Source organism: Finegoldia sp. P3-F-LR (assembly GCF_052932165.1).
Genome location: NZ_JBRFJE010000011.1, coordinates 37,117 through 57,977, shown reverse-complemented (window position 1 = coordinate 57,977; position 20,861 = coordinate 37,117). Strand labels below are relative to the sequence as shown.

Genomic DNA, 20,861 nt, shown 5'->3' with positions numbered 1-20,861 from the left:
TGAATAAGTATGGTGATAAAAGCAAGAGGGATACACCTGTACCCATGCCGAACACAGAAGTTAAGCCTCTTAACGCCGATGGTACTACGATGGAAACGTCGTGGGAGAGTAGGTAGTCGCCAAACAAAGAAATTAAAGTTTGATTACTAAAGGAAAATTTAATAATTCCATTCGCTCAGCCTCACTTCAGAAATCTTCTTTTTTAAAAAAGCAAAATGAAGATTTCCTCGTTCGAAGCGTCGCTCATGGAAAACATTAAATTTTCGAAAAAAAGTAATCAAACTTTAAAAAGCGAACACCACTCTTAGGAGTGGTAATAATCCTAGGTAGCTCAATGGTGGAGCACTCGGCTGTTAACCGATAGGCTGTGGGTTCGAGTCCCACCCTGGGAGCCAAATGCCGGGGTGGCGGAACTGGCAGACGCACAGGACTTAAAATCCTGCGGTGGTAAAACACCGTATCGGTTCGATTCCGATCCTCGGCACCAATAACGCGGGATAGAGCAGTTTGGTAGCTCGTCGGGCTCATAACCCGGAGGTCGTAGGTTCAAATCCTGCTCCCGCAACCATACATAGCAACTAATTTTTAATATGGCGGAGTAGCTCAGATGGCTAGAGCACACGGTTCATACCCGTGGTGTCAGGGGTTCGATTCCCTTCTCCGCTACCAATTTTTTATTCAGCGGTTGTGTTTGATAAATAAATTACACTTGAAACAAGGCCCTATGGTCAAGCGGTTAAGACATCGCCCTTTCACGGCGGTATCCCGGGTTCGAATCCCGGTAGGGTCACCAGATATATGGGCGATTAGCTCAGCTGGGAGAGCATCTGCCTTACAAGCAGGGGGTCACAGGTTCGAGCCCTGTATCGCCCACCATATATTTTAACAAATAAATTTCTAACTAATGGCCCGGTAGTTCAGTTGGTTAGAATGCCAGCCTGTCACGCTGGAGGTCGACGGTTCAAGTCCGTTCCGGGTCGCCAAGTATGCTGGTGTAGCTCAATTGGTAGAGCAACTGACTTGTAATCAGTAGGTTAGGGGTTCAAGTCCTCCCACCAGCTCCACAAATCCTTTTTAAATAAAGGATTATGGAGGAGTTCCCGAGTGGCCAAAGGGGACGGACTGTAAATCCGTTACTTTATGTTTCGGTGGTTCAAATCCACCCTCCTCCACCAAAAGAATTCATGCGGAAGTGGCTCAGTGGTAGAGCATCGCCTTGCCAAGGCGAGGGTCGCGAGTTCGAGTCTCGTCTTCCGCTCCAGACAACAACAGATGTGCATACATCTGTTTTGTTGTATATGAACGATTAGCTCAGCTGGATAGAGCGTCTGGCTACGGACCAGAAGGTCGGGGGTTCGAATCCTCTATCGTTCGCCAAACACAGCGTTATACGAACTCTCGTCTACATCTCGAAGTTCAACATATACTTCGTGATCGTCACGATATTCGATACGCTCAAATAATGAATGGATTATAGTCTTCAATTGATGAGGGCTGTAATCCATTTTTTTGTACTAATATTTCCTATTTTATATCATCCGATTAAGAACCGCATATTGAGCTTTAGCCCAAATGGTAAAAGTTATCTATTCGATAATGCAAATCCTTAAGAATTATTAAATAAATATGCCTGTAATGGTATAATAAAATTACATAGAAAAGGCAACAAGATGAATAAAGAAATCGCAAAGCTAATATATTTATAGGTATTAAAGGTTCTGATGGGTTGAGAACAAAAGTATGTAAATTACATCGAGGCAGTTGCGTTGTTGTCAAAAAACATTGAATAAAGGGGCTTTAAAAGGATTAAAATCAATAGGTTTGTGAATTTTAAACTAGATAATTATATGTTTTTAAGAATTGGTGTTCAAAAAGTAAAAAACCTAATTAAAAAATATGTCCGATATGGAATTATTTCTAAATAGGTTTGAATTATATAATTTTACACTTTATAATATACTTAGATTAAGTTCCAAAATGGAAAAAATTCTAAATAGATAGAGGTGTAGACGTATGGAAATAAAGCGTGATTATTATTTAGATAAATTAATACGAAAAAAAGACAATGGGTTCATTAAGATTATTACAGGAATAAGAAGAAGTGGTAAATCTTATTTACTTAATAATCTATTTTATAATCATTTGACCCAAAGTGGTGTTGATGAAAACCGTATTATAAAATTTGCTTTTGATTCAGCTAGGGATTTATTAAAAATCGGCGAAGATTTAATGGATTTAGATGTATTAAGCGGTGAAAGATTAGTAGATCCTAAAAAGTTTTTAGACTATATCATGAACAAAACGAATGATAAAGAAAAATTTTATATCCTCTTAGATGAAGTTCAATTGCTTAATTCGTTTGAGCAAGTCTTAAATGGATTTTTGCGTCAAGATAATTTTGATATTTATGTTACTGGGAGTAACTCCAAATTCTTATCGAAAGATGTCATTACTGAATTTGCAGGTAGGGGTGATGAGATTCATATTATGCCGCTTGTATTTTCTGAATTTCTTCAAACTTTTGATGGCGACAAAGAAGATGCTTTTGCTGAATATCAAGTTTACGGCGGTTTACCAGCAGCAGCTTTAATGAAAACGGATGAAGATAAGATGAATTATCTAAAGAGGCAACTCGAAAATGTATATTTGCGAGATATTGTTCATAGGTATGACATACGCCTAACTTCTGAACTAGAAGACTTACTTAATATTTTAGCATCAGGTATTTCAAGTCTTACGAATCCAAGTAAACTAGCCTCAACTTTTAAGTCCATAAAAAAATCTAAAATTTCTGCAAATACAATTGATAAGTTTATAGGCTACTTTGAAGATTCTTTTATCCTAAAAAGAGTCTATAGATATGATGTTAAAGGGAGAAAATATATAGGTACACCTTATAAAATATACTTTGAAGATTTGGGGCTCAGAAATGCAAGATTAAATTTTAGGCAGATAGAACCAACCCACCTAATGGAAAATATCATTTATAACGAATTAAGATATCGTGGCTATATGGTCGATGTAGGAATGGTCATAAAAAGGGAAAATGTTAATAATAAAGATATAAAAAAACAGCTGGAAGTTGACTTCATAGCTAACCTTGGAAGTAAAAGATATTATATTCAATCTGCGTACAGCCTCCCATCCATAGAAAAAATAAATCAAGAAAAAGCGTCCTTGTTAAATATTGATGACTCATTTAAAAAAATTATTATAGTGAAAGATCGAATAAAGCCGTTTTTAGATGAAAATGGAATACTCACTATTAATTTATTTGACTTTTTGTTAAACAAGGAAAGTTTAGACTTTTAAAGAATAAGTTAACTTATTCTTTATTGATATATTCCAACATACGAGACTTTTGCAGAATACGAAGTTTTATCCATACTGACCATTTAAGCCGGGTAGAGACTATTTAACTATTAATGACGGTAAAAATTTAATTTTCTTTAGTGATAACGAAATAAATAATATAGAAATACTAGATTAAGTACAACTAGCTAGATAATGTTAGAAGTGCTTTTAAACACAAGAAAAGAAGAAACAATTAGTTGTTAATATTTATTGATTGAAAGAGGTGTAAGATGGCTAAAAGAGAACCAACTGAAGAAGAAAAACATGAACTACTGACAAGTAGGTTTACTGCCCCATTCAAAGCTGTGGTGACTGGCCATTTTGAGTTAACCGAAAAGCAAAAGAAAGAAAATGAGAAATGGGAAAAAGAGCTTGAAAGACGATATGGAACAACAAAATATAAGGATTAGCGAGTTGACAGGTCGCATGTGTAAAATGTTAGAAGTGCTTTTAAACACAAGAAAAGAAGAAACAATTAGTTGTTAATATTTATTGATTGAAAGAGGTGTGACATGGCTAAAAGAGAACCAACTGAAGAAGAAAAACGTGAATTATTGACGAATAGGTTTACAGCTCCTTTCAAAGCTGAAGTTACAGGACATAGAGAATTAACGGATGAAGAGAAAAGAGAAGCCGAAGAATTTTGGGAAAAAATAGACGAAAGAAAAAGAAAAAATAAAGATAAGCAGTGATAACATAATGTTAGAGGTGCTTTTTAGTACAAAAGAGGAAGCAAAATGAAAAAAATTGAAGACTTAAGAAATGAATATATAGAAAAATTTGATGATTATTTTCCTAATATGGGATTAAGTGAAGATAAAGAGGTAGAAATTATTGAAAAATGCTTGAAAGAAGGAAAAGACGCTTACGAATTAGGCTATTTTAAACTCGATGCCAACATAAAGTATTAAAAATAGATTTTAGGTGTTTTTTAGTGAGGTAGAATATGAACATTTCGGCTAAAAATATTGTAAATTTATCGAACAAAATAGAAAAAGAATATCTCAAAAAGTTTGGAGATAATTCACTGGATAGAGTTGTACGAGTTATTTATGAACCTGGAGTTAATGAGAAAGAATTTTTTGAAGATTTGAATAAGCTTAAAAATTCTGTAGCATCCGGTGTACAATTAGAGCAGATAGAAGAAAAAGATTGGAAGAAAATTATATTTTAAATTAAGCACGACTAGTCAAATTATGTTTGATGAGTGTAAAATAAACGGAATATTAATAGAGGTATTATGATGGTAACATTAGAGGAAATTAATAAAAAATTGGGATTTAATATTTTTGATTATGACCCAAAGGTATCAGATTATGAAGATGATACAGATACAGAAATTATATTTGATGTGTTAACAGATGAAGAGGTGAATTTTATAATAGATTACAAATTAAAAAATAAACTTAATAAATAGGCACACTAGCTAGTTACAGTTACAGCTGTAACTAGCTAGCACTGCTTTTTTTATACCCAAAAGTAATAAAAGAAAAATGAATAGATTGTTTGCTAAACAACTAGGGCATTACTGCTGCGTAGATTCGATTCCTACATGATTTGTAAGCTGTCTTTTACGTGATGGACATAAAAATCATGGGGCAAATATATTGAAAAACGCTGTTTCAATGGAAAAAAGAGTGACAGATTAAACAAACAATCAAAAGAAAAACACTAAAGAAAACAATGTTTCAATTGAATCAAACACCGAAATAGCTAAAAAATACAATAAATCAATAGTTTCTTACAGTGAAAAATAGTTACAATATGCAATTGACAAGGCTGTAGAAGAAGCGACAAAAGGAATGCTTACAAAAGACAAGATCAATTAGATTTTAAAATTGAAAAAAAGCTAAAAAAGAAACAAGAGCAAAGATGAAAGCTAAAGAAAAGGCTGAAGAAGAAAGAAAAGAACGCAAGAAAATCAAAAAAGTTCTCAGTAAGAGATAATGTTAATATAGCTTACAAATGAAACAAAAAATGCACGTAGACGTACTTTCAAAGACTCTTTTACTAAACCTATAGTCTTTTTTTTATTTTGACCAATAATAAGTCAACCATATACCCAATTATTTTCAAAATAATCACAAATATTTAATAAATTTAAACAAATTTTAAAAAAATTTGCAAACGATACGATATTTTTCGCTCTTAGTAACAAATTATATCAAAAAATTACTATTTACAATCTTTTAATTATAACGTTTCCTTAAAATAATCCGTAAATTTATAAAAATATTCTTAAATTTTTATGTTATATTTCACTAAATATATAGGGCGATATTTGAACGAAAAACTTAGAATAAATATTAAATTAGCAATTAATTTCATAATATAAAGTAAAATACAGCATATTTCTAAGTAATAAGATAAAAATAAAATAAATAAAATCTAATTAGAAAGTAATTTGTAAATATTTAATAAAACTTTATATGTATAACATCAAAAAGTCATTAAAAAAATATGAAAAAAACTTGTAAATTGACATTTCTTATATATCGTGGTAAAATTTACACATAAATAATACATGCAAATATATATTACATAAAAACAGAAGCAAACGTAATTATAATGGATATAAAAAGCAATGCATTTTATTTAGAACTAACAGAGTCAGGCAACACTATTCATAAAATATGTTGGGCTGATTCTTTCTTTATGTTAAGAGAATAAATGCAAACGATATGCATTAATCAGCGGAATGTTTGTAGTATTTTATTCTAAATGCATGTAAAGCAGTAGAGAATAAAAATAGTATAATAAATATCAAAAAACTAACATTTGAAATAAAAATCAAGTAATTCAGGAGGTTAAAATGAAGAAAATATTTGATAGACTAACGGCGTTAGTCATGGTGATGTTGATGGTAATACAGACCATCACGCCAGCAATAACATCATTTGCTAAGGAGGAAGAGCTCGACAAGAGATACGTAATACAAAAGCTCGAGACCTTGAAACAGGATACCTATGCCAACTTTTCATTGAACCTCGCTACAGTAATTGATGACAAGAATCTGGACACAGATACGAACGTCAAGTTTGTATTGAACACCACGAACGTCAATTCTAACATCAAACTATTAGTTAGAAAGGATTTTAGTCTTTATGACGAGAGGACATTTGATACAGTAGAAGAGGCTCACAAAGAATTCGACAGAGTGGACAAATCACTCAAAGATCAAGGATTGAGCTTGGATGTATCCGTAGTACAAGAAGATGGAAAATACAGAATCCATAACAATTACGTTCCTCAAGCTGACAAGGAAGACTTTGGAGACGACTACAAAGTATACAGTCTTAAAGTCGTAGACGAATTTGATTTTGACAAAGAAGGATTGTTTAACAAACTTCCAGAAAATCTAAAATCAACAGAACAACACAGACTTCAACTTGCTGAAGAACGCAGACTTCAACAAGACGGCGAAGTACCAGAAGGTGACAAAAACAACCGCACTTACATCTTCGACTTCAAAGTTGACAAAGCAGTTGACAACAAACTTACAACAATAGCTCTTAATAAGGATGACAATAATCCACTTGAAGTAAAACAAAACGCAGACTTATTTGCAGCTATATTAGATGATAAAACTTACAGCACATATCAAACAGAACAATTACCAGCTGAAGTTACATCATCAATAGAACACAAAAAAGAAGTTGCCGAAGCAAAAGCACAAGCAGAAGCCAAAGCCAAAGCAGAGACAGATGCCAAGGCAAAAGCCGAAGCCGAAGAAAAAGCAAAGAAAGAAGCCGAAGAAAAAGCAAAAGCAGATGCAAAAGCAAAACAAGAAGCAGATGCAAAAGCAAAACAAGAAGCAGACGCTAAAGCAAAACAAGAAGCAGATGCTAAAGCGAAACAAGAAGCTGAAAAAATAAAAGCAGAAGAAGCTAAAAAAACAGAAGAACAAAAAGCTCTTGAAGAAAAAGCTAAAGCAGAAAAAGATGCCAAGGCAAAACAAGAAGCAGACGCCAAAGCCAAAGCAGAAGCTGAAAAGTTAAAAGCAGAAGCTGAAGCAAAACAAAAAGCCGAAGCAAAAGCAAAACAAGAACAACTTGCAAAAAAACAAGCTGAAGCCGAAGCTAAAAAAGCCGCTGAAGAAAAAGCGAAAAAAGACCTTGAAAACAAAAAGCTTCTTGGACTTGAAAAAGACACAGAAGAAAACCAAGAAGAAGAACCTATTATAAAGAAGAAGGAAACAACAGAAGAAGTCAAAAAAGAACCTGCAACACCAGAAGAAAGAAAACAAAAAGCAGAAGAATTTGACAAAGCATTAAAAGACAAAAAAGAAGACATCAAAAAATCAGAAGACAAAAAAGATGCTAATAATAAAGAAGACAATAATAAGACAACTGACAAAAAAGAAGTTAGCAAAGAAACAAAAGGACTATTACAAGGCATCAAAGAATTCTTCGGATTTACTAATCTTCAAAAAGCAGACCGTGAATTAAAAGCAATCCTATCAGTAAAAGCAAACGGATTAAAAGAAGTTCAAGCATTATTATCCAGCTTTGAAGCAAAATATCATCTAACAAAAGAAGAACAAGCAAAGCTAATGGAAGATAACAAAGATGCAATCAAAGCATTAATCGAAAAAGATGCAGACAAGAACTTCAACCCACAAATGCTTTTAGCTAGTCCTGTTGGAGCAAGCCCAGAAGAATTAGAAAATAAAAAGTTTACAATCAGAACTAGACTTGACACATCAACTATTACTGGTCCAATTCAAAAGGGACAATTGTTTGAAATCAAATTGGATCCAAGACTTACTGTTAAAGAAGAAACTTCTCTTCCAGACATAGTAAACGATGGAACAGTATTAGCGAAACCAACTTACAACGAAAGCACGAATACAATTAGATACACAGTAGAAAATCCTATAGCAAAAAATCTACAAATTCCTCTAGCTATAGATGTAGACTATAATGTAGATAAAATCAAAGAACTAGATGGAGCAAAAGACAAACACCCTATTAACAATTCTATTTCTGGACTAGGTGTAATAAAACCAGCAAAACTTCCAGAAGTAGTAGTTAATAATAATGGCGACATCGTAAATGATATTTCAGAAGAAGACGGCCATAAAGTACTACAAATAGTAGAACCAGGTAGTGACTACAAAGTTTACATGGATGCTCATGGAAGTCCAGTTGTTAAAGATGGTAAACTTGTAGCAGTAAATTGGTCAGTTACATTTACATCAACTAAAGACTTATTAGATTTAGGTCTATCTTCAAACGCCACTATTGTCAAAGGATCTGGTCTAGGAGATTTTAGCAACTTATTATTAAATGGTGATGAGCTAAGTACTGAGGAAGATGGACTATCAACAAATGAAATAGAAGGTCAGCTTGGTATAGTAGCATCTAAAAACCATACTTTGAAAAAATCTTTAAGAGAGGTTCGTTACACATTTGAAACAAAGATAACCAATCCTCAAGAAAAATATGCCCTAGACCTTTCAGTTGCTCTTTTAAATTTAAATAAGAAGAAAACAGGAGCAGTAAGACTAGTTTATGACTCAGCAGATAACAAGTCTTATATGGAAGATACAACTTCTAAGCGTGTGGGCATTAACAATAGAACAACAATTATGGGTGAATTTTCATCTGATGCAACAGCTAAATGGACTGTAACAGACCAAGTGTCAACAGGTGATAACACTAAAAAAGTAGACCCTGTTATAGGCTTTCCTTTAGCTACAAGAGAGTTAAAGGGAGATCAAGAATTAAAATCAGCCAAGATGGCTGTTTATAGACTTGACCCAGATTCTGGTAAGATGGTTGTTAAACAAGCAGAGACTACCATTGACTCTATACCAGCAAAGGGGACAAACCCATCAGACCAACAATATCCAGGTAGAATTGCAGTCTATGAATTTAAAACAAATATAACAGAATCAGAAGCAGGCTATTCACTTTCAGGTGTTAACATCAACAAATACCAACCTATAAAAATAAAACAAACATGGTCTGGTATAGATGGCAAAAAAAATATGCCTGGTCAAACCATAGAAGTTAAAGATGGTAATGGGAATTCTTTAGCAAGTCCAATTAAAGTTGGCGAAGGTGAAATTGGTAAAACTAATAGAGAATTTGACCTTCCTGCTGTTAAGACATGGAAAATAGTAGAAGAAGTAAACCCAAAAACACAAGAGAAAGAAACAAAGGAAGTTAAAATAACTCCAAATATAGTTCAAGTTCTTCCAGCAGACACTACACTACCAGATGGAAAGACTTATTCTTACAAAGAAAAGTACAATTACCATTCTTTAGAAGATGGAGCATATCATCTTTATAATGTTATGACAGAATCTACAGATGAAAAAGATTCCTCATTTACAATTATAAAAACAGATAGCAAGGATCCTAATAAGAAGCTTTCAGGAGCAGAATTTACTCTTCAAAGTCCAAGAGAAACTTTAAAACTACAAACAGATGCTAACGGACAAATAAACTTCAAAAACATAAGTCCGGGAACTTATAACTTAATAGAAAACAAAGCACCTGCTGGATACAAATTAGACCAAGAACCTAAACAAATCATAGTACACAATGACGGTACTGTTTCAGTATCGGGAAATAATATTTCTATGCAAGGTGGGAAAGTAGCTACAGTTCTTGCAAGACACAACTATTACCCATCTTATCCATCCTACATGAATGCAATGCACTACGGTAGCATTAATGAAAAGGGAAATATTGAATTCTACATTTATCTAAAACCAGAAGCAAATGGAAATGATGGATATACCAACAAAGATACTAGACTAAACCTTAATCTAGCAGGTGGAGGAAAAATTACATCTGTAGAAGTTCTAGATGTTGGACCTGGAACTAGATATAATGTTAGAAATCAAATGCAAAATCAGACTGCGGGCTCATATGCGGGAAATGAAGTTCTAAACAAAGATCACGCTTATAAAATTATAGGACAAGATAAAGTACTAGATTCTTACACTGGTAAAACTGGTTATCAAATAAAATTCCCTGCAGTAAGATTTGGTGGACAAGCTGGAGATTGGGGCTTCCTAGTAAAAGTAAAAGCAACTGGTGGTACTAGTACAAGTACAGTTTCTTATGATTGGTTAACAGATAATGAAAGTGTTGCAAATGAAGCCAAGATGCAAGAAACAATTGGTTTATCAACTAAAAGCTCATCATCTACTACAGGCGGAGATGCTGCAGATGATGCGACAAGAATTACTATTACCAACGAAGAATTCCAAAAATCACCTGTAGAACTTACTAAGCTTGATTCTAACGGAGTTGACGGACTTAGTGGTGCAACATTTACATTAAAGGACTCAAATGGCAACCCTATAATCGACGTACAGTCACAAGCTGAAGGAGAAGGAAAAACTAAGGGACTTGTATCCTTTGGCCAACAAGCTCCAGGTAACTATACTATAGAAGAAAAGAAAGCACCTAAAGGATATAAAAACTCAAATGTTGTATTTGATGTAAATGTATCTGAGGATGGCAAGGTAACTTACAAGGCTAGATTCAAAGATGGCAACGGCACACCAATAAATGGCCTTGACTATATCCTAGAAGATGTAGAAGTAGGACAAGATTTAACTGATTATGGAATAAAAGTTATTAACCAAAGCATGAAGCTACAAGAAAAACAATCACAGCCAGATGATGGCCGTATTGGATGGACTGAAGGAGTTTGGGAAGCTTATGGTATAGAGTCTTATAGATACTATGGAAGCTACACCATTGACAAAGTTGTTAAAGGTGGAAGATTCAAAATTCAATTTGACTCTAACCTTGATTTCAAGAGATATGTCTATGAAATACCAGACCTTAAAGATGGTGATGGCAACTTGCTTGCAAAACCATACTTTAACTATGACACTAACCTTTTGACCTATGTATTTGTAAAAGATGCAGCTAGTGTTAGTGCAGAAATGGAAATCATTGGTATTATTCCGGACAAGTACCATGCGACTCAAACAAATAAGACTTCAGGTTATGATTTCAAGATAACAGTTGACCCTGACAATCCTAAAGTAGCAAATATGACTTCAGGCAGCAAAGTAACTGATAAACAAACCACAGTAAGTAACAACAACATATTAGACTTCAATGTTAAGACTGATTACTACACTTATGACTCCCAAGGTGGAGGTGGACCACTAACAAGTGAATATATAACAGATATTTACAAGGGTGATGATGGAGAAATCTACATGAAGGCTGTTTCTTATTACAACCCAACTAATTTGTCTAGTGGACCAAGAAAAGTTAGACTTGACTGGTTGTCAATGAAAAAACCAAGACCGGGTCTAGAATACTATCGTGCAGATGGATATCCAGCTTTTGGCTTTGACGACCTAAAAGTTTATAAGGTATATGGAAGTCAAGCAACTAAAGAGGCTCTAATGCCATTATCTTATGGTATAAGACCAGAAAAAGATACTTCTGACTATATTAGAGTTTATTCAAAATCAAATGTAGATCCAAAAAGAGGATTTTCAGAATCTGGTGGAGATGTAAGGGTTACCTATAATCCTGAATATCTAAAATCATCTGAAGGATTGCTAGACTATGGTCATAACAAGCACCCACTTGAAATAGACCTACCTAGAGTAAGTGGAAATGAAGGTTATGTAATAGTTCAAACCTTTAAAGTAACAGATGAACAGAGATTTAAAGACCTATGGTCAGGATACTACCTATCAAATGGTAGTAGACACACAGGTTCTTATCAAAAGGGTAACTACAACTGGGCGAAAGGATCGGAATCAGAACAAGAAATTCCTAAATTCTATTCCCGAAGAATCAAACTAATAAATAAAACTTACAAACCAGGCTCATTTAAAATCAAAAAGACAAATGAAGCTGATAATACAAACTTACCAGGAGCAGTTTTTGAACTAAAAGACCAAGAAGGTAAAACAATTAATAGGTACAGTGGTTCTGATGGTATAGTAGAATTTATTGACCTAGAACCAGGAACATATACACTACAAGAAGCTCAAGCTCCAGAAGGCTTTATTAAGTCAAATAGAAGATGGCAAGTAGTAGTATATGACACAGGTAATGTAGTTATTAATGAAGTCGGTGGAAGAGGAACAAGTTTCACAGGAAAAGATACTATATTAATTCCTGTAAGGAATAAACCAAGTGGAGGAGACTTCAAGGTTTATAAGAAAGATTCCACTGGAAAAGCTCTTCCAGGAGCTAAGTTTAAAATTACAAAACATAATGACACAAGCTTCACTCCTATAGAAGCCAAATCAAATGCAAATGGTGTCGTTGAATTTAAAGGCTTAACAACTCAAGGAACCTATATTATAGAAGAAACTGACGCACCATCAGGCTACAAGAAGCTCGAAAAAAAATGGGTTCTTGTAATAGATGCTGAAGGCAACAAAAAAGTCTATAACTATAGAGAAAAATCCGATCAAACAATTGGTTCAATCCTAGAACAGGCTAATGTTAACTGGGTTAACGTAGCAGGAAGAAGCCTAGATGGATGGAATCTTTACGATAATAGACGTACTGATTGGACAGGAAACTATCCAACACCATTTAAAATGGGAACAAGGATAGTTGGTATCAATAAAACTGAAAAATATATAATCCAAAGATATGTAATAAACCCAGAAGCAGAAAGCATTGGAGCTACAACAGGAACAATCCACAGAGAAAAGATAGAATATCAAAATATGGATTGGTACAAGGGAGGTGCTGTAGCTGGAAAGGATTATCAAGTTTATAAACTTGATAAGGCCGTAACAGGACCATTAGCTGATATCAGACTTGCTGACTACAAAGCAGAAAATATTACTAGCTTTGTAGAGGGATCTGCTAAAAAAGTAGCCGGTAAGTATGGAGAACCAGACAGACTAAGCCTAGACTTCCCAGCAACTGACAAGCCAATAGTTGTAGATATTAAGGTACCATACAAAGAAGACACTAGCGGAGTAGGTACAGGAATGGACTGGGTTGAAAATGGTACAACTTATTGGAAGTCTGACTACTACGAAAAAGTTAATATTATAAAAGAATCAGGACCAGTACTTGAACAATCTACAGGTATCCAAGGTTCTTATATAGCTGACAACTCTCTAGACGTAACCAATGAATCAAAAACATTTGGATTCAAACTAAAGAAAGTTAAAGAAGATAATGCAGCACAAGCTATTCCAGGAGCAGAATTTAAGCTAACAGGTCTAAAACCTAAAACAGAACCAAAATTTATGACTACCGGCTCTAACGGAATGATATCTTTTGATAAGCTAAAACCAGGAACTTATAAACTTGAAGAAACTAAACCGGCACCAGGTTATGAGGACGCCAATGCTACTTGGACAGTTAGAATAGATACTGACGGAAAAGTTTATATCAAACAAAACACAGAAGATGCACGTTCACCGGAAAAATCAAATGCTTCAGTATCAGTACCAAAAGCAAGTTTATTATCATCTAACAGAATAAGAATGTATCTTGCACAAAATGCAAGATCAGTCTATGGTGTGAATACTGGATTGGAAATGATGAGTCCAGAAATTGTTAACGAAGCACTAAAAGCAGCAAGTGATTGGGAAAAAGTTGATCCAAATAAATCTACAATAGCAAGCCATCAAGATGGAGATGGAATCCAAACTAAAATTATTAGAATCAATAAAGATACTAAGGAATTTACACAAGTATTCTTAATTGATGGAAGTAAGACATTAGGTAAAAAAGCTATTATGCTAAACTACCACACAGCTAATGGCACTTCAATAACTCCTAAGAATATCCGAGTTTATAAAGTTACAAATGCTTCAACTATAGATAACTTACAAGCTAATGGAGCTGATATAAATCATAACGGACCTTTTGGAGACAACTACTACACAGGTAATACTATAAATTTCCCTTGGAGTACTGATAAGTATGCTGTTGAATTCACTGTTGGTTACTCCGACAACTCAAGTTTAGGTTTAGAAGCTTATTATTTATACGACAGACAAAAAAATCCACCTCTAACTTATTGGAAATATGCTACAGCAAACGAGTCTTACAACAGCGCAAATTACATCAACTACAAACACCTAATTACAATCCACCCATCAACAGGTGGTAGTGTAACTGCTCCTCAATATGGAGAAACTGGTAAGGATATCAGCCTAAATATAGTACCTGACCCAGGATACGAATGGACAGGCAACAAAATTACAGATAAAGATGGAAATGTAATAGCACAAAATGTATTTAGCTTTACAATGCCAGACAAGGATGTAATAGTAACAAACACATTTGAGAAATTAAATAGCGATGTGACAATCTTCTTTAGTGCTGGTGATGGTGGTTCAGGAACAATGCAAAGTCAAACTGTTCCACAAGGTTCTTACAAACTACCAAATCCTACATTCAAAGCACAAGCTGGAAAAGAATTTAAAGCTTGGTCAGTAGGTGGAAAAGAATATCAACCAGGAGATACTATCCAAGTAAGTGCTAATACAACACTTACAGCACTTTGGAAAGATAAACCAATTTCACAAGGTTATAAAATCAATATTGATCCTAATATCCAACATGGTAAGGTAACAAGCAATAAAGCTAGAGCAAAAGAAAATGAAGGTGTAACCTTTACCGTAACACCAGACCCAGGATATGAATTAGCAAGTCTAAAGATAGCGGGAACTGATCAAACAGCAGCAGGGAAAAAAGGCACATTTACAATGGGAATGCCAAACTACAATGTGAATGTAACTGCTACATTTAAGAGAGATCCATATAAATCAATCATAAGCTTCGATCCAAATGGTGGATCTGGTGTAATGAAGAACCAAGAAGTATATAATGGCTATCAATACACAATACCAAATTGTGAATTTGCTCCTCCAGCTGGAAAAGAGTTTTTAAGATGGACTATAAATGGATATCAGGGTGTATACCTACCAGGAGAATTTATTACAATTGGTGGAGACTACACATTTGTAGCTCAATGGAAAGATGCTCCAGTGAATCTTGAGAGTATAAAAGTTAATAGTTCAAACCATAAGACAACTTATAAAGTTGGCGAAGAATTAGACGTAACTAACCTTACAATCGAAGCAACAATGTCTAATGGTACTAAACAAACAATTCCTGTTAACCCAGGAATGGTTTCAGGATTTAGTTCAGCTAATGAAGCACAAGGTATGCCACTAACAATAACATATGGTGGCAAAACAACAACTTATAACATAAATGTTGTCAAGCCTGAACCAGACGCTTTTGATATTAACATTATAAGTTCAAACAACGGTAAAGTTGAAGCTAATATGCTAACTGCAAAAGAAGGTGAAGAAGTTACTCTTACAGCTACAGCCAATGAAGGATATACATTCTATTCATTCAAAGTAACTGATGAAAGTGGCAACCCTATAACAGTTACAGACAACAAGTTCACTATGCCAAAATCTGCAGTAAATGTTTCTGCAAGCTTTATTCAAGAAGGTGGAACAACTCCTGGCGATGAGGAAATTGAAATCGAAGAAGGTAAGTTTGCACAAATCACTAATAAGCAAACAGGTATTGAGCTAAATATCTTTAAGAAAAATACTGCCGACGCAGGTCTTGTAGGTGCAGAATTTGAATTAAAGAAGGATGATGGAACAGATACAATAATTGCAAAAGCAGTATCTGATGAACAAGGTAATGTAAAATTTGTAGACAAAGATGGAAATCCTATTAAGCTACAAGTTGGTAATTATCTATTAACAGAAACTAAGTCACCAGCTGGTTACAAGAAACCAGCAGCTCCTTGGAAGCTACAAGTAGTAGAAGAAAATGGACAACTTGTTATAAAAGAAAGTGGTCCTAAACACACATCTACTTCATATCTATCATCTGAAGGGGCAAAGGCAGGAGACAATACTAATTCAACTGATGCGATTAAGTATAAGTCAATAATTAAAAATATTGACCCTGTCAATAAGACTTTTGTTCAAAGAATCTATATAGATACTAGAGGATACAGAGGATCTAACAAGATAAATGTTCAAATCACTCCAACAACTAAGAGGGAAGAAATTGATACACCTTCACAGACTCCAGAAACAACTGATGGTGGTGTAAAGACTGCTTACAGAACAACTTATAAGGTTGCAAACCCAGGAACAAATCCTGATGTTGATAAAATCTTAAAGGATTATGACTTAAGAAAGTCTAATGTATCAGTTGTTAACACTGCAAGATGGAGACCATTTGACTGGGGCTTTGACGAAGACCAAATCAACCTAGAAAATAATGGAGTTTACTTCATAGATATTGAAGGATTCTATGACGACAATATCGTTGACCTAAAGGAAATAGAACTTAAGGTAGACTTCTACGGTGGAGAAAGAATCTTCGCCCAAAGAACTTTTGAAAATGGAAAATTAGGTTGGAAGTATGATAAGGACATTGGAAACACAGGCGGTCTCCAAACTAAGAGAGATGCAGCTTACCAACAAGGTATGGAAGCTCTCTATAAATACTATTCAAAATTATACGGTGAAGCCGCAGCTAAGACATGGTTCTATAGTAATCCTGACAATAAAAAATATGATGTTTGGTTAAGAAAAGGTGCAACAATAGCAGGAAATTATTACGATGCTGGTAGAATAGTTCTTGCATCAGACCAAACAAATCCTAATAATATTCTCAACACTAAACCAATCCAAACTTCATATACTAAGGCGGATATTAAAGACTTATATTCTTCAGATAGTATAAAGACAGTTCCTCAAGATGGAATGACAATAACAAATGAAGATGAAACTTATAATATTACTTTCTCTAAGCACGCCAAATTAAAGACAGATGGAACAGAAGAAGACTTTAACGCAAACAGACTTGAAGGTGCTGTATTCAAACTTGAAAAGAAGGAAGGTTCCTTCTGGTATCCTGTAGATGAATCTTATGTAGCATCAGCCTTCAACGGTTACTTTGGTTTCAGAAGACTTGAACCAGGTCGTTATAGACTATTAGAAGTAACACCACCAATAGGCTATAAGCCAATTGAAGGACCACTACTAGAATTCACAATTAAGCAAATTGATACAAGATCTGGAAAAATCATAAATCCAAAAACTAAAACGGAAGTAGCATTAACTGAATTAACAATAATAGACCCATACAATGAAGAAAAAATAGAACTTAAAAATGCTAAGGCTAAGATAAAAGATGACTCTACAAATACAGTCTATAATTTTAGCGACTTAGTAAACACAGATAAGTTCAACATAGATACTTGTATGATTCTAAGTGAAGTTAAAGATAAAGATGGAAAACCAAAAGAAATACCACTAAAGACTGCAAACTTTAAAGACCCAGAATCAGATGAGCTAATGGGTAGAATTATTGCAGGTGCCCAAGGTTATATAACCCTAGAATACAAAGAAGGCGGTTATGTAGCAGAATATGGTAAAGCAGGTTCATCAGGTGGTTCGCTAGTTGACTATGTAACAAGCGCAACTGCTAAAAACATGGGTAAGATATTGAACGAAAAACCTGGTAAAGGTAAAGTCACTATCAAAAAGGTTGATGAAAATGGAAAAGCTTTAGGTTCTGTTAAACAAGGTGAATTAACAGTTGGAGCTAAATTCCAAGCTATAAGAATTAGTGGTAAGAAGGATAAAGACGGAAATCCTGTAAAAGACGCAGTATATCCTGGAACTGTAGATGCTAATGGGGAACTTGTAATAGATGGTCTTCCAGTTGGTAACTACGAACTAAGAGAAGTAAAAAATCCATCTGGTCACATAAACACTGGCCAAGTATGGCACTTCACAGTTGGTGGTAAAGAACTTGACCCTTACTCTGGAGACATAGCAAGGACAGGTCTAAACTTAACAGATAAGATTACTCTAAGTAAATCTGAACTTAAAGTTGTTAGACCAGACCCAGATGATGCAAAAGTAACATCATCAGAAGGGAATCGTGTAGTCAGACCTCACGTTGGACAAAGTTTGGAATTTGATAACGAATTTAAACTTGATCCAAATATTGAGATAAAACCTGGAGACTACTTCGTACTAAAACTATCTGACAATATCGACCTTGTAGGTATTAGAACAGATGAGGTAGGAAACATAGACCTCTTTGCAGACGGTGTCGGTACAATAGCCAAGGCAGACTATGACAAAGAAGCAGGAACAATAACTTACACATTCACAAAATATGCTGAACAATATAAGTTATTGAGCTTTGAAAACAAGATTGCCGCTTTTATAACATTGGATAAGGTTAAGACATCAGGAAATCAATCTGTTGGAGTAGGACTTGGAACTAATAAGGACAACTATAAAAATATAAAAGTAAAATATGTTGTCGATACAATTGAAAGAACAGATTCCACTAACTATATTAATATGGCATCTAAGATTTACCATTACAATCCAAAAACAGGTGAGTTCGTCCATTACTTCTATGTAAATAGAGATGGAAAGTACAACGGTAAAGATTTATACTTCAAATACACACCAAGTATAGATGTAAAAGACTTACAATTCACTTATTATAAACTAAGGGATAATAGTGATTATGCAATAGCTCAAAGTATGCCAGAGTCTTTCGCAGTTAATGAAAATAGTCCAAACTTAAGAAGAGTTGGCGGTATGCCACCAACTGATATAATGGCTAATAAGTCAACAGAAGAACAGCCAATAGGAAAACTAGATCCATATGGTCCAATGATTATTAAAGTTACAGGTACTATGAATACTAAAAATCTATTATCTTATAATGGTATATCAGACATATACAATTACAATACTTTCTATAGTAGGCAGTATGGAAGAAATATTACAGAGAAGTATCCAGGTGTATCTAGAACAGATTGGATTTTCGAGTTCAAAAGTACAAATACAGCTTCTGCTGAATTAACTATCCAAGCAGTTAACCCATCTAATAGGATTCAGTTCAAGAAAGTTGACCCATATGGTCAATTAATAAAAGATGAAAAAGGAAATCTATTGACAGCATCCTTCTCACTATTCAAGAATGGCGGTACAGCAGAAAAACCAAACGAAACTTGGGAGCCTAAGGGAAATGCAAAAGCTATTGACAAAAACGGAATTGTTCTTTACGAAAAACTTGAAGAAGGCTACTACAAAGTAGTAGAAACAACAGCACCTAAAGGTTATATAAAACCGACAGAAGCAGTTGCCTACTTCAAAGTCGATAGTTCAGGAAAGATTTATCACAAAGTGACTATTAAAAAACCTGATAGCAAGGAAACTGAAGAAATCTTCCAACCAGTTGACGGAACTATTCCAATTGAAATTGTTAACAACAAGCCTATTGAGTTTGAAAAAGTTGACGCAGCCGATAATTCTAAAAAACTAAAAGACGCAGAGTTTGATGTTTACTACAAAGAAACTTCCGAAGGAGATTATGCTAAACTTACAGTGAAGAAAACTGTAAATGGTAAAGAAACAGATGTAACTGTAACAGCTAAATCTGATGAAAATGGTAAGTTTAAGCTAGAAGTCACAAAAGATGGCTACTACGCCCTTAAAGAGACTAAGGCACCAAAAGATTATGCAAAGATGCCAGGCTATATCAAAGAGTTCAAGCTTGAAAAAGGAAAAGTTCAAGTACTTGAAAAAGACCCACTAAAAGCATCCTTAACAAAGGGTGAAAACGGAATGCTTACAAGTGAAATCTTAGAAGTAGACAAAAAGAAAGGTACCTTCAAGCAAAGACTTGTAATTAATCCAAATCACAGTAAATGGACATTTGACGAATATGATTCACACCTTAGACTTTTTGTAGAAGGTTGGAATGTTGAAGAAACTAATACTTCTAAACTTATTAAAGTTGCAGTACTTGATAAGGATAAAGATATTAGCAAATTGAAAGACACAGACTTTAAGTCAGTTTCTCCAACTAATTACAATGTAACAGCAACTACTAACCCACTTAAGTATGCTATAAAAGGTATGTATAGTGGTGGTGAAAATACGGATTATACAAGACCTAATCCAAATGGAAGTAATTTAGTTACAGAAAAAGCATTAGTAGTAGAATTTACTGGAAAACTTAAAGAAGATGTTCAAGGTCCAGTAAATCCAAAATCTGATGTATATATCAATGCTTTCAGTAGAATGGTTGATGAAGTAACAAATAGACTAGATTTAACAAACTTATCAAGTTTTGAAGGAGCTTATATTGACGCCAAGACTCCTATCCAAGTTGAAAACCGTAAAGGAGAATATCCTCACACTGGTGCGATGGGTATTATAGGATTCCTTGTAGCGGGAGCTGTGATGATGGCAACGGCGTACTACAAGTACAGACGTAAGAGAAGAGAGAGTGCGTTATCATGATTGAATTAAATCAAAAGATGAGGTACCCTCCGTAAAGGGACTAAAAAGAGATAAGGGGATGAGGCGATGAGCCAAGTCCCTGGGGTCTCAATGAAGTTATGATGTTTATTCAAGATGACAGAATAATAGTAAACAAGCTAATCGAAGTTCTAATAAAAAGGGCTTGATTATAGAGAGCGGACTGAAAGGTTTGCGAAGTAGGCGAAGCTGA

General features: G+C 34.5%; 8 protein-coding genes, 11 tRNA genes and 1 rRNA gene. 19 read left to right on the top strand and 1 reads right to left on the bottom strand.

The genetic code is table 11. The features are described from left to right. Positions 1-8 precede the first annotated feature (8 nt). From rrf to ACU68U_RS05680, 12 genes are all read left to right on the top strand, one after another. Positions 9-125: ribosomal RNA gene (gene rrf, locus ACU68U_RS05735) — 5S ribosomal RNA — on the top strand. Positions 126-320: 195 nt separating this feature from the next. Beyond that, positions 321-395: transfer RNA gene (locus ACU68U_RS05730), tRNA-Asn, on the top strand. Positions 396-398: 3 nt separating this feature from the next. Then, positions 399-487, top strand: a tRNA-Leu gene (locus ACU68U_RS05725). Between the two features lie 4 nt (positions 488-491). Continuing rightward, positions 492-568: transfer RNA gene (locus tag ACU68U_RS05720), tRNA-Met, on the top strand. Positions 569-592: 24 nt separating this feature from the next. Next, a tRNA-Met gene (locus ACU68U_RS05715) sits at positions 593-669 on the top strand. A gap of 49 nt (positions 670-718) precedes the next feature. Continuing rightward, positions 719-793: transfer RNA gene (locus ACU68U_RS05710), tRNA-Glu, on the top strand. 7 nt (positions 794-800) lie between these two features. After that, a tRNA-Val gene (locus tag ACU68U_RS05705) sits at positions 801-876 on the top strand. Positions 877-906: 30 nt separating this feature from the next. Further along, positions 907-983: transfer RNA gene (locus ACU68U_RS05700), tRNA-Asp, on the top strand. A gap of 5 nt (positions 984-988) precedes the next feature. Continuing rightward, positions 989-1,064: transfer RNA gene (locus ACU68U_RS05695), tRNA-Thr, on the top strand. Positions 1,065-1,090: 26 nt separating this feature from the next. Continuing rightward, positions 1,091-1,175, top strand: a tRNA-Tyr gene (locus ACU68U_RS05690). Between the two features lie 11 nt (positions 1,176-1,186). Beyond that, a tRNA-Gly gene (locus tag ACU68U_RS05685) sits at positions 1,187-1,261 on the top strand. 39 nt (positions 1,262-1,300) lie between these two features. After that, positions 1,301-1,377: transfer RNA gene (locus tag ACU68U_RS05680), tRNA-Arg, on the top strand. Here ACU68U_RS05680 and ACU68U_RS05675 read toward each other — a convergent pair. After that, positions 1,365-1,505 carry a hypothetical protein gene (locus tag ACU68U_RS05675; RefSeq protein ID WP_154272189.1) on the bottom strand — a complete coding sequence of 47 codons (141 nt, stop codon included), beginning with the start codon at positions 1,503-1,505 and terminating at the stop codon, positions 1,365-1,367. The genes ACU68U_RS05680 and ACU68U_RS05675 overlap by 13 nt on opposite strands. A 508-nt stretch (positions 1,506-2,013) precedes the next feature. On the opposite strand from ACU68U_RS05675, the gene ACU68U_RS05670 reads away from it, so the two are divergent. From ACU68U_RS05670 to ACU68U_RS05640, 7 genes are all read left to right on the top strand, one after another. After that, positions 2,014-3,312 (top strand): ATP-binding protein, encoded by a 1,299-nt coding sequence (locus ACU68U_RS05670; RefSeq protein ID WP_446762908.1) that lies wholly within the window; start codon positions 2,014-2,016, stop codon positions 3,310-3,312. 272 nt (positions 3,313-3,584) lie between these two features. Further along, the gene (locus ACU68U_RS05665; protein ID WP_154272187.1) at positions 3,585-3,764 is read left to right on the top strand and encodes a hypothetical protein; all 180 of its coding nucleotides are present in this window, start codon (positions 3,585-3,587) and stop codon (positions 3,762-3,764) included. A gap of 102 nt (positions 3,765-3,866) precedes the next feature. Further along, positions 3,867-4,046, top strand: a complete 180-nt coding sequence (locus tag ACU68U_RS05660; RefSeq protein WP_154272186.1) for a hypothetical protein — start codon at positions 3,867-3,869, stop codon at positions 4,044-4,046. Positions 4,047-4,091: 45 nt separating this feature from the next. Then, positions 4,092-4,265, top strand: coding sequence for a serine/threonine protein phosphatase (locus ACU68U_RS05655; protein ID WP_154272185.1), 174 nt, complete (start codon positions 4,092-4,094; stop codon positions 4,263-4,265). 35 nt (positions 4,266-4,300) lie between these two features. Beyond that, positions 4,301-4,528 carry a hypothetical protein gene (locus tag ACU68U_RS05650; RefSeq protein ID WP_154272184.1) on the top strand — a complete coding sequence of 76 codons (228 nt, stop codon included), beginning with the start codon at positions 4,301-4,303 and terminating at the stop codon, positions 4,526-4,528. Positions 4,529-4,594: 66 nt separating this feature from the next. Next, entirely contained in the window at positions 4,595-4,771 is a 177-nt protein-coding gene (locus ACU68U_RS05645) for a hypothetical protein (RefSeq protein ID WP_154272183.1), read from the top strand. Between the two features lie 1,395 nt (positions 4,772-6,166). Further along, a complete protein-coding gene (locus ACU68U_RS05640; RefSeq protein ID WP_446762907.1) occupies positions 6,167-20,650 on the top strand; it encodes a SpaA isopeptide-forming pilin-related protein in 14,484 nt (4,827 codons plus the stop codon). Positions 20,651-20,861: the final 211 nt, after the last annotated feature.

Bases quoted from the DNA above. Each gene is read 5' to 3' on its own strand.
- ACU68U_RS05675 (WP_154272189.1), bottom strand. From the start codon at position 1,505: ATGGATTACAGCCCTCATCAATTGAAGACTATAATCCATTCATTATTT.
- ACU68U_RS05670 (WP_446762908.1), top strand. From the start codon at position 2,014: ATGGAAATAAAGCGTGATTATTATTTAGATAAATTAATACGAAAAAAA.
- ACU68U_RS05665 (WP_154272187.1), top strand. From the start codon at position 3,585: ATGGCTAAAAGAGAACCAACTGAAGAAGAAAAACATGAACTACTGACA.
- ACU68U_RS05660 (WP_154272186.1), top strand. From the start codon at position 3,867: ATGGCTAAAAGAGAACCAACTGAAGAAGAAAAACGTGAATTATTGACG.
- ACU68U_RS05655 (WP_154272185.1), top strand. From the start codon at position 4,092: ATGAAAAAAATTGAAGACTTAAGAAATGAATATATAGAAAAATTTGAT.
- ACU68U_RS05650 (WP_154272184.1), top strand. From the start codon at position 4,301: ATGAACATTTCGGCTAAAAATATTGTAAATTTATCGAACAAAATAGAA.
- ACU68U_RS05645 (WP_154272183.1), top strand. From the start codon at position 4,595: ATGATGGTAACATTAGAGGAAATTAATAAAAAATTGGGATTTAATATT.
- ACU68U_RS05640 (WP_446762907.1), top strand. From the start codon at position 6,167: ATGAAGAAAATATTTGATAGACTAACGGCGTTAGTCATGGTGATGTTG.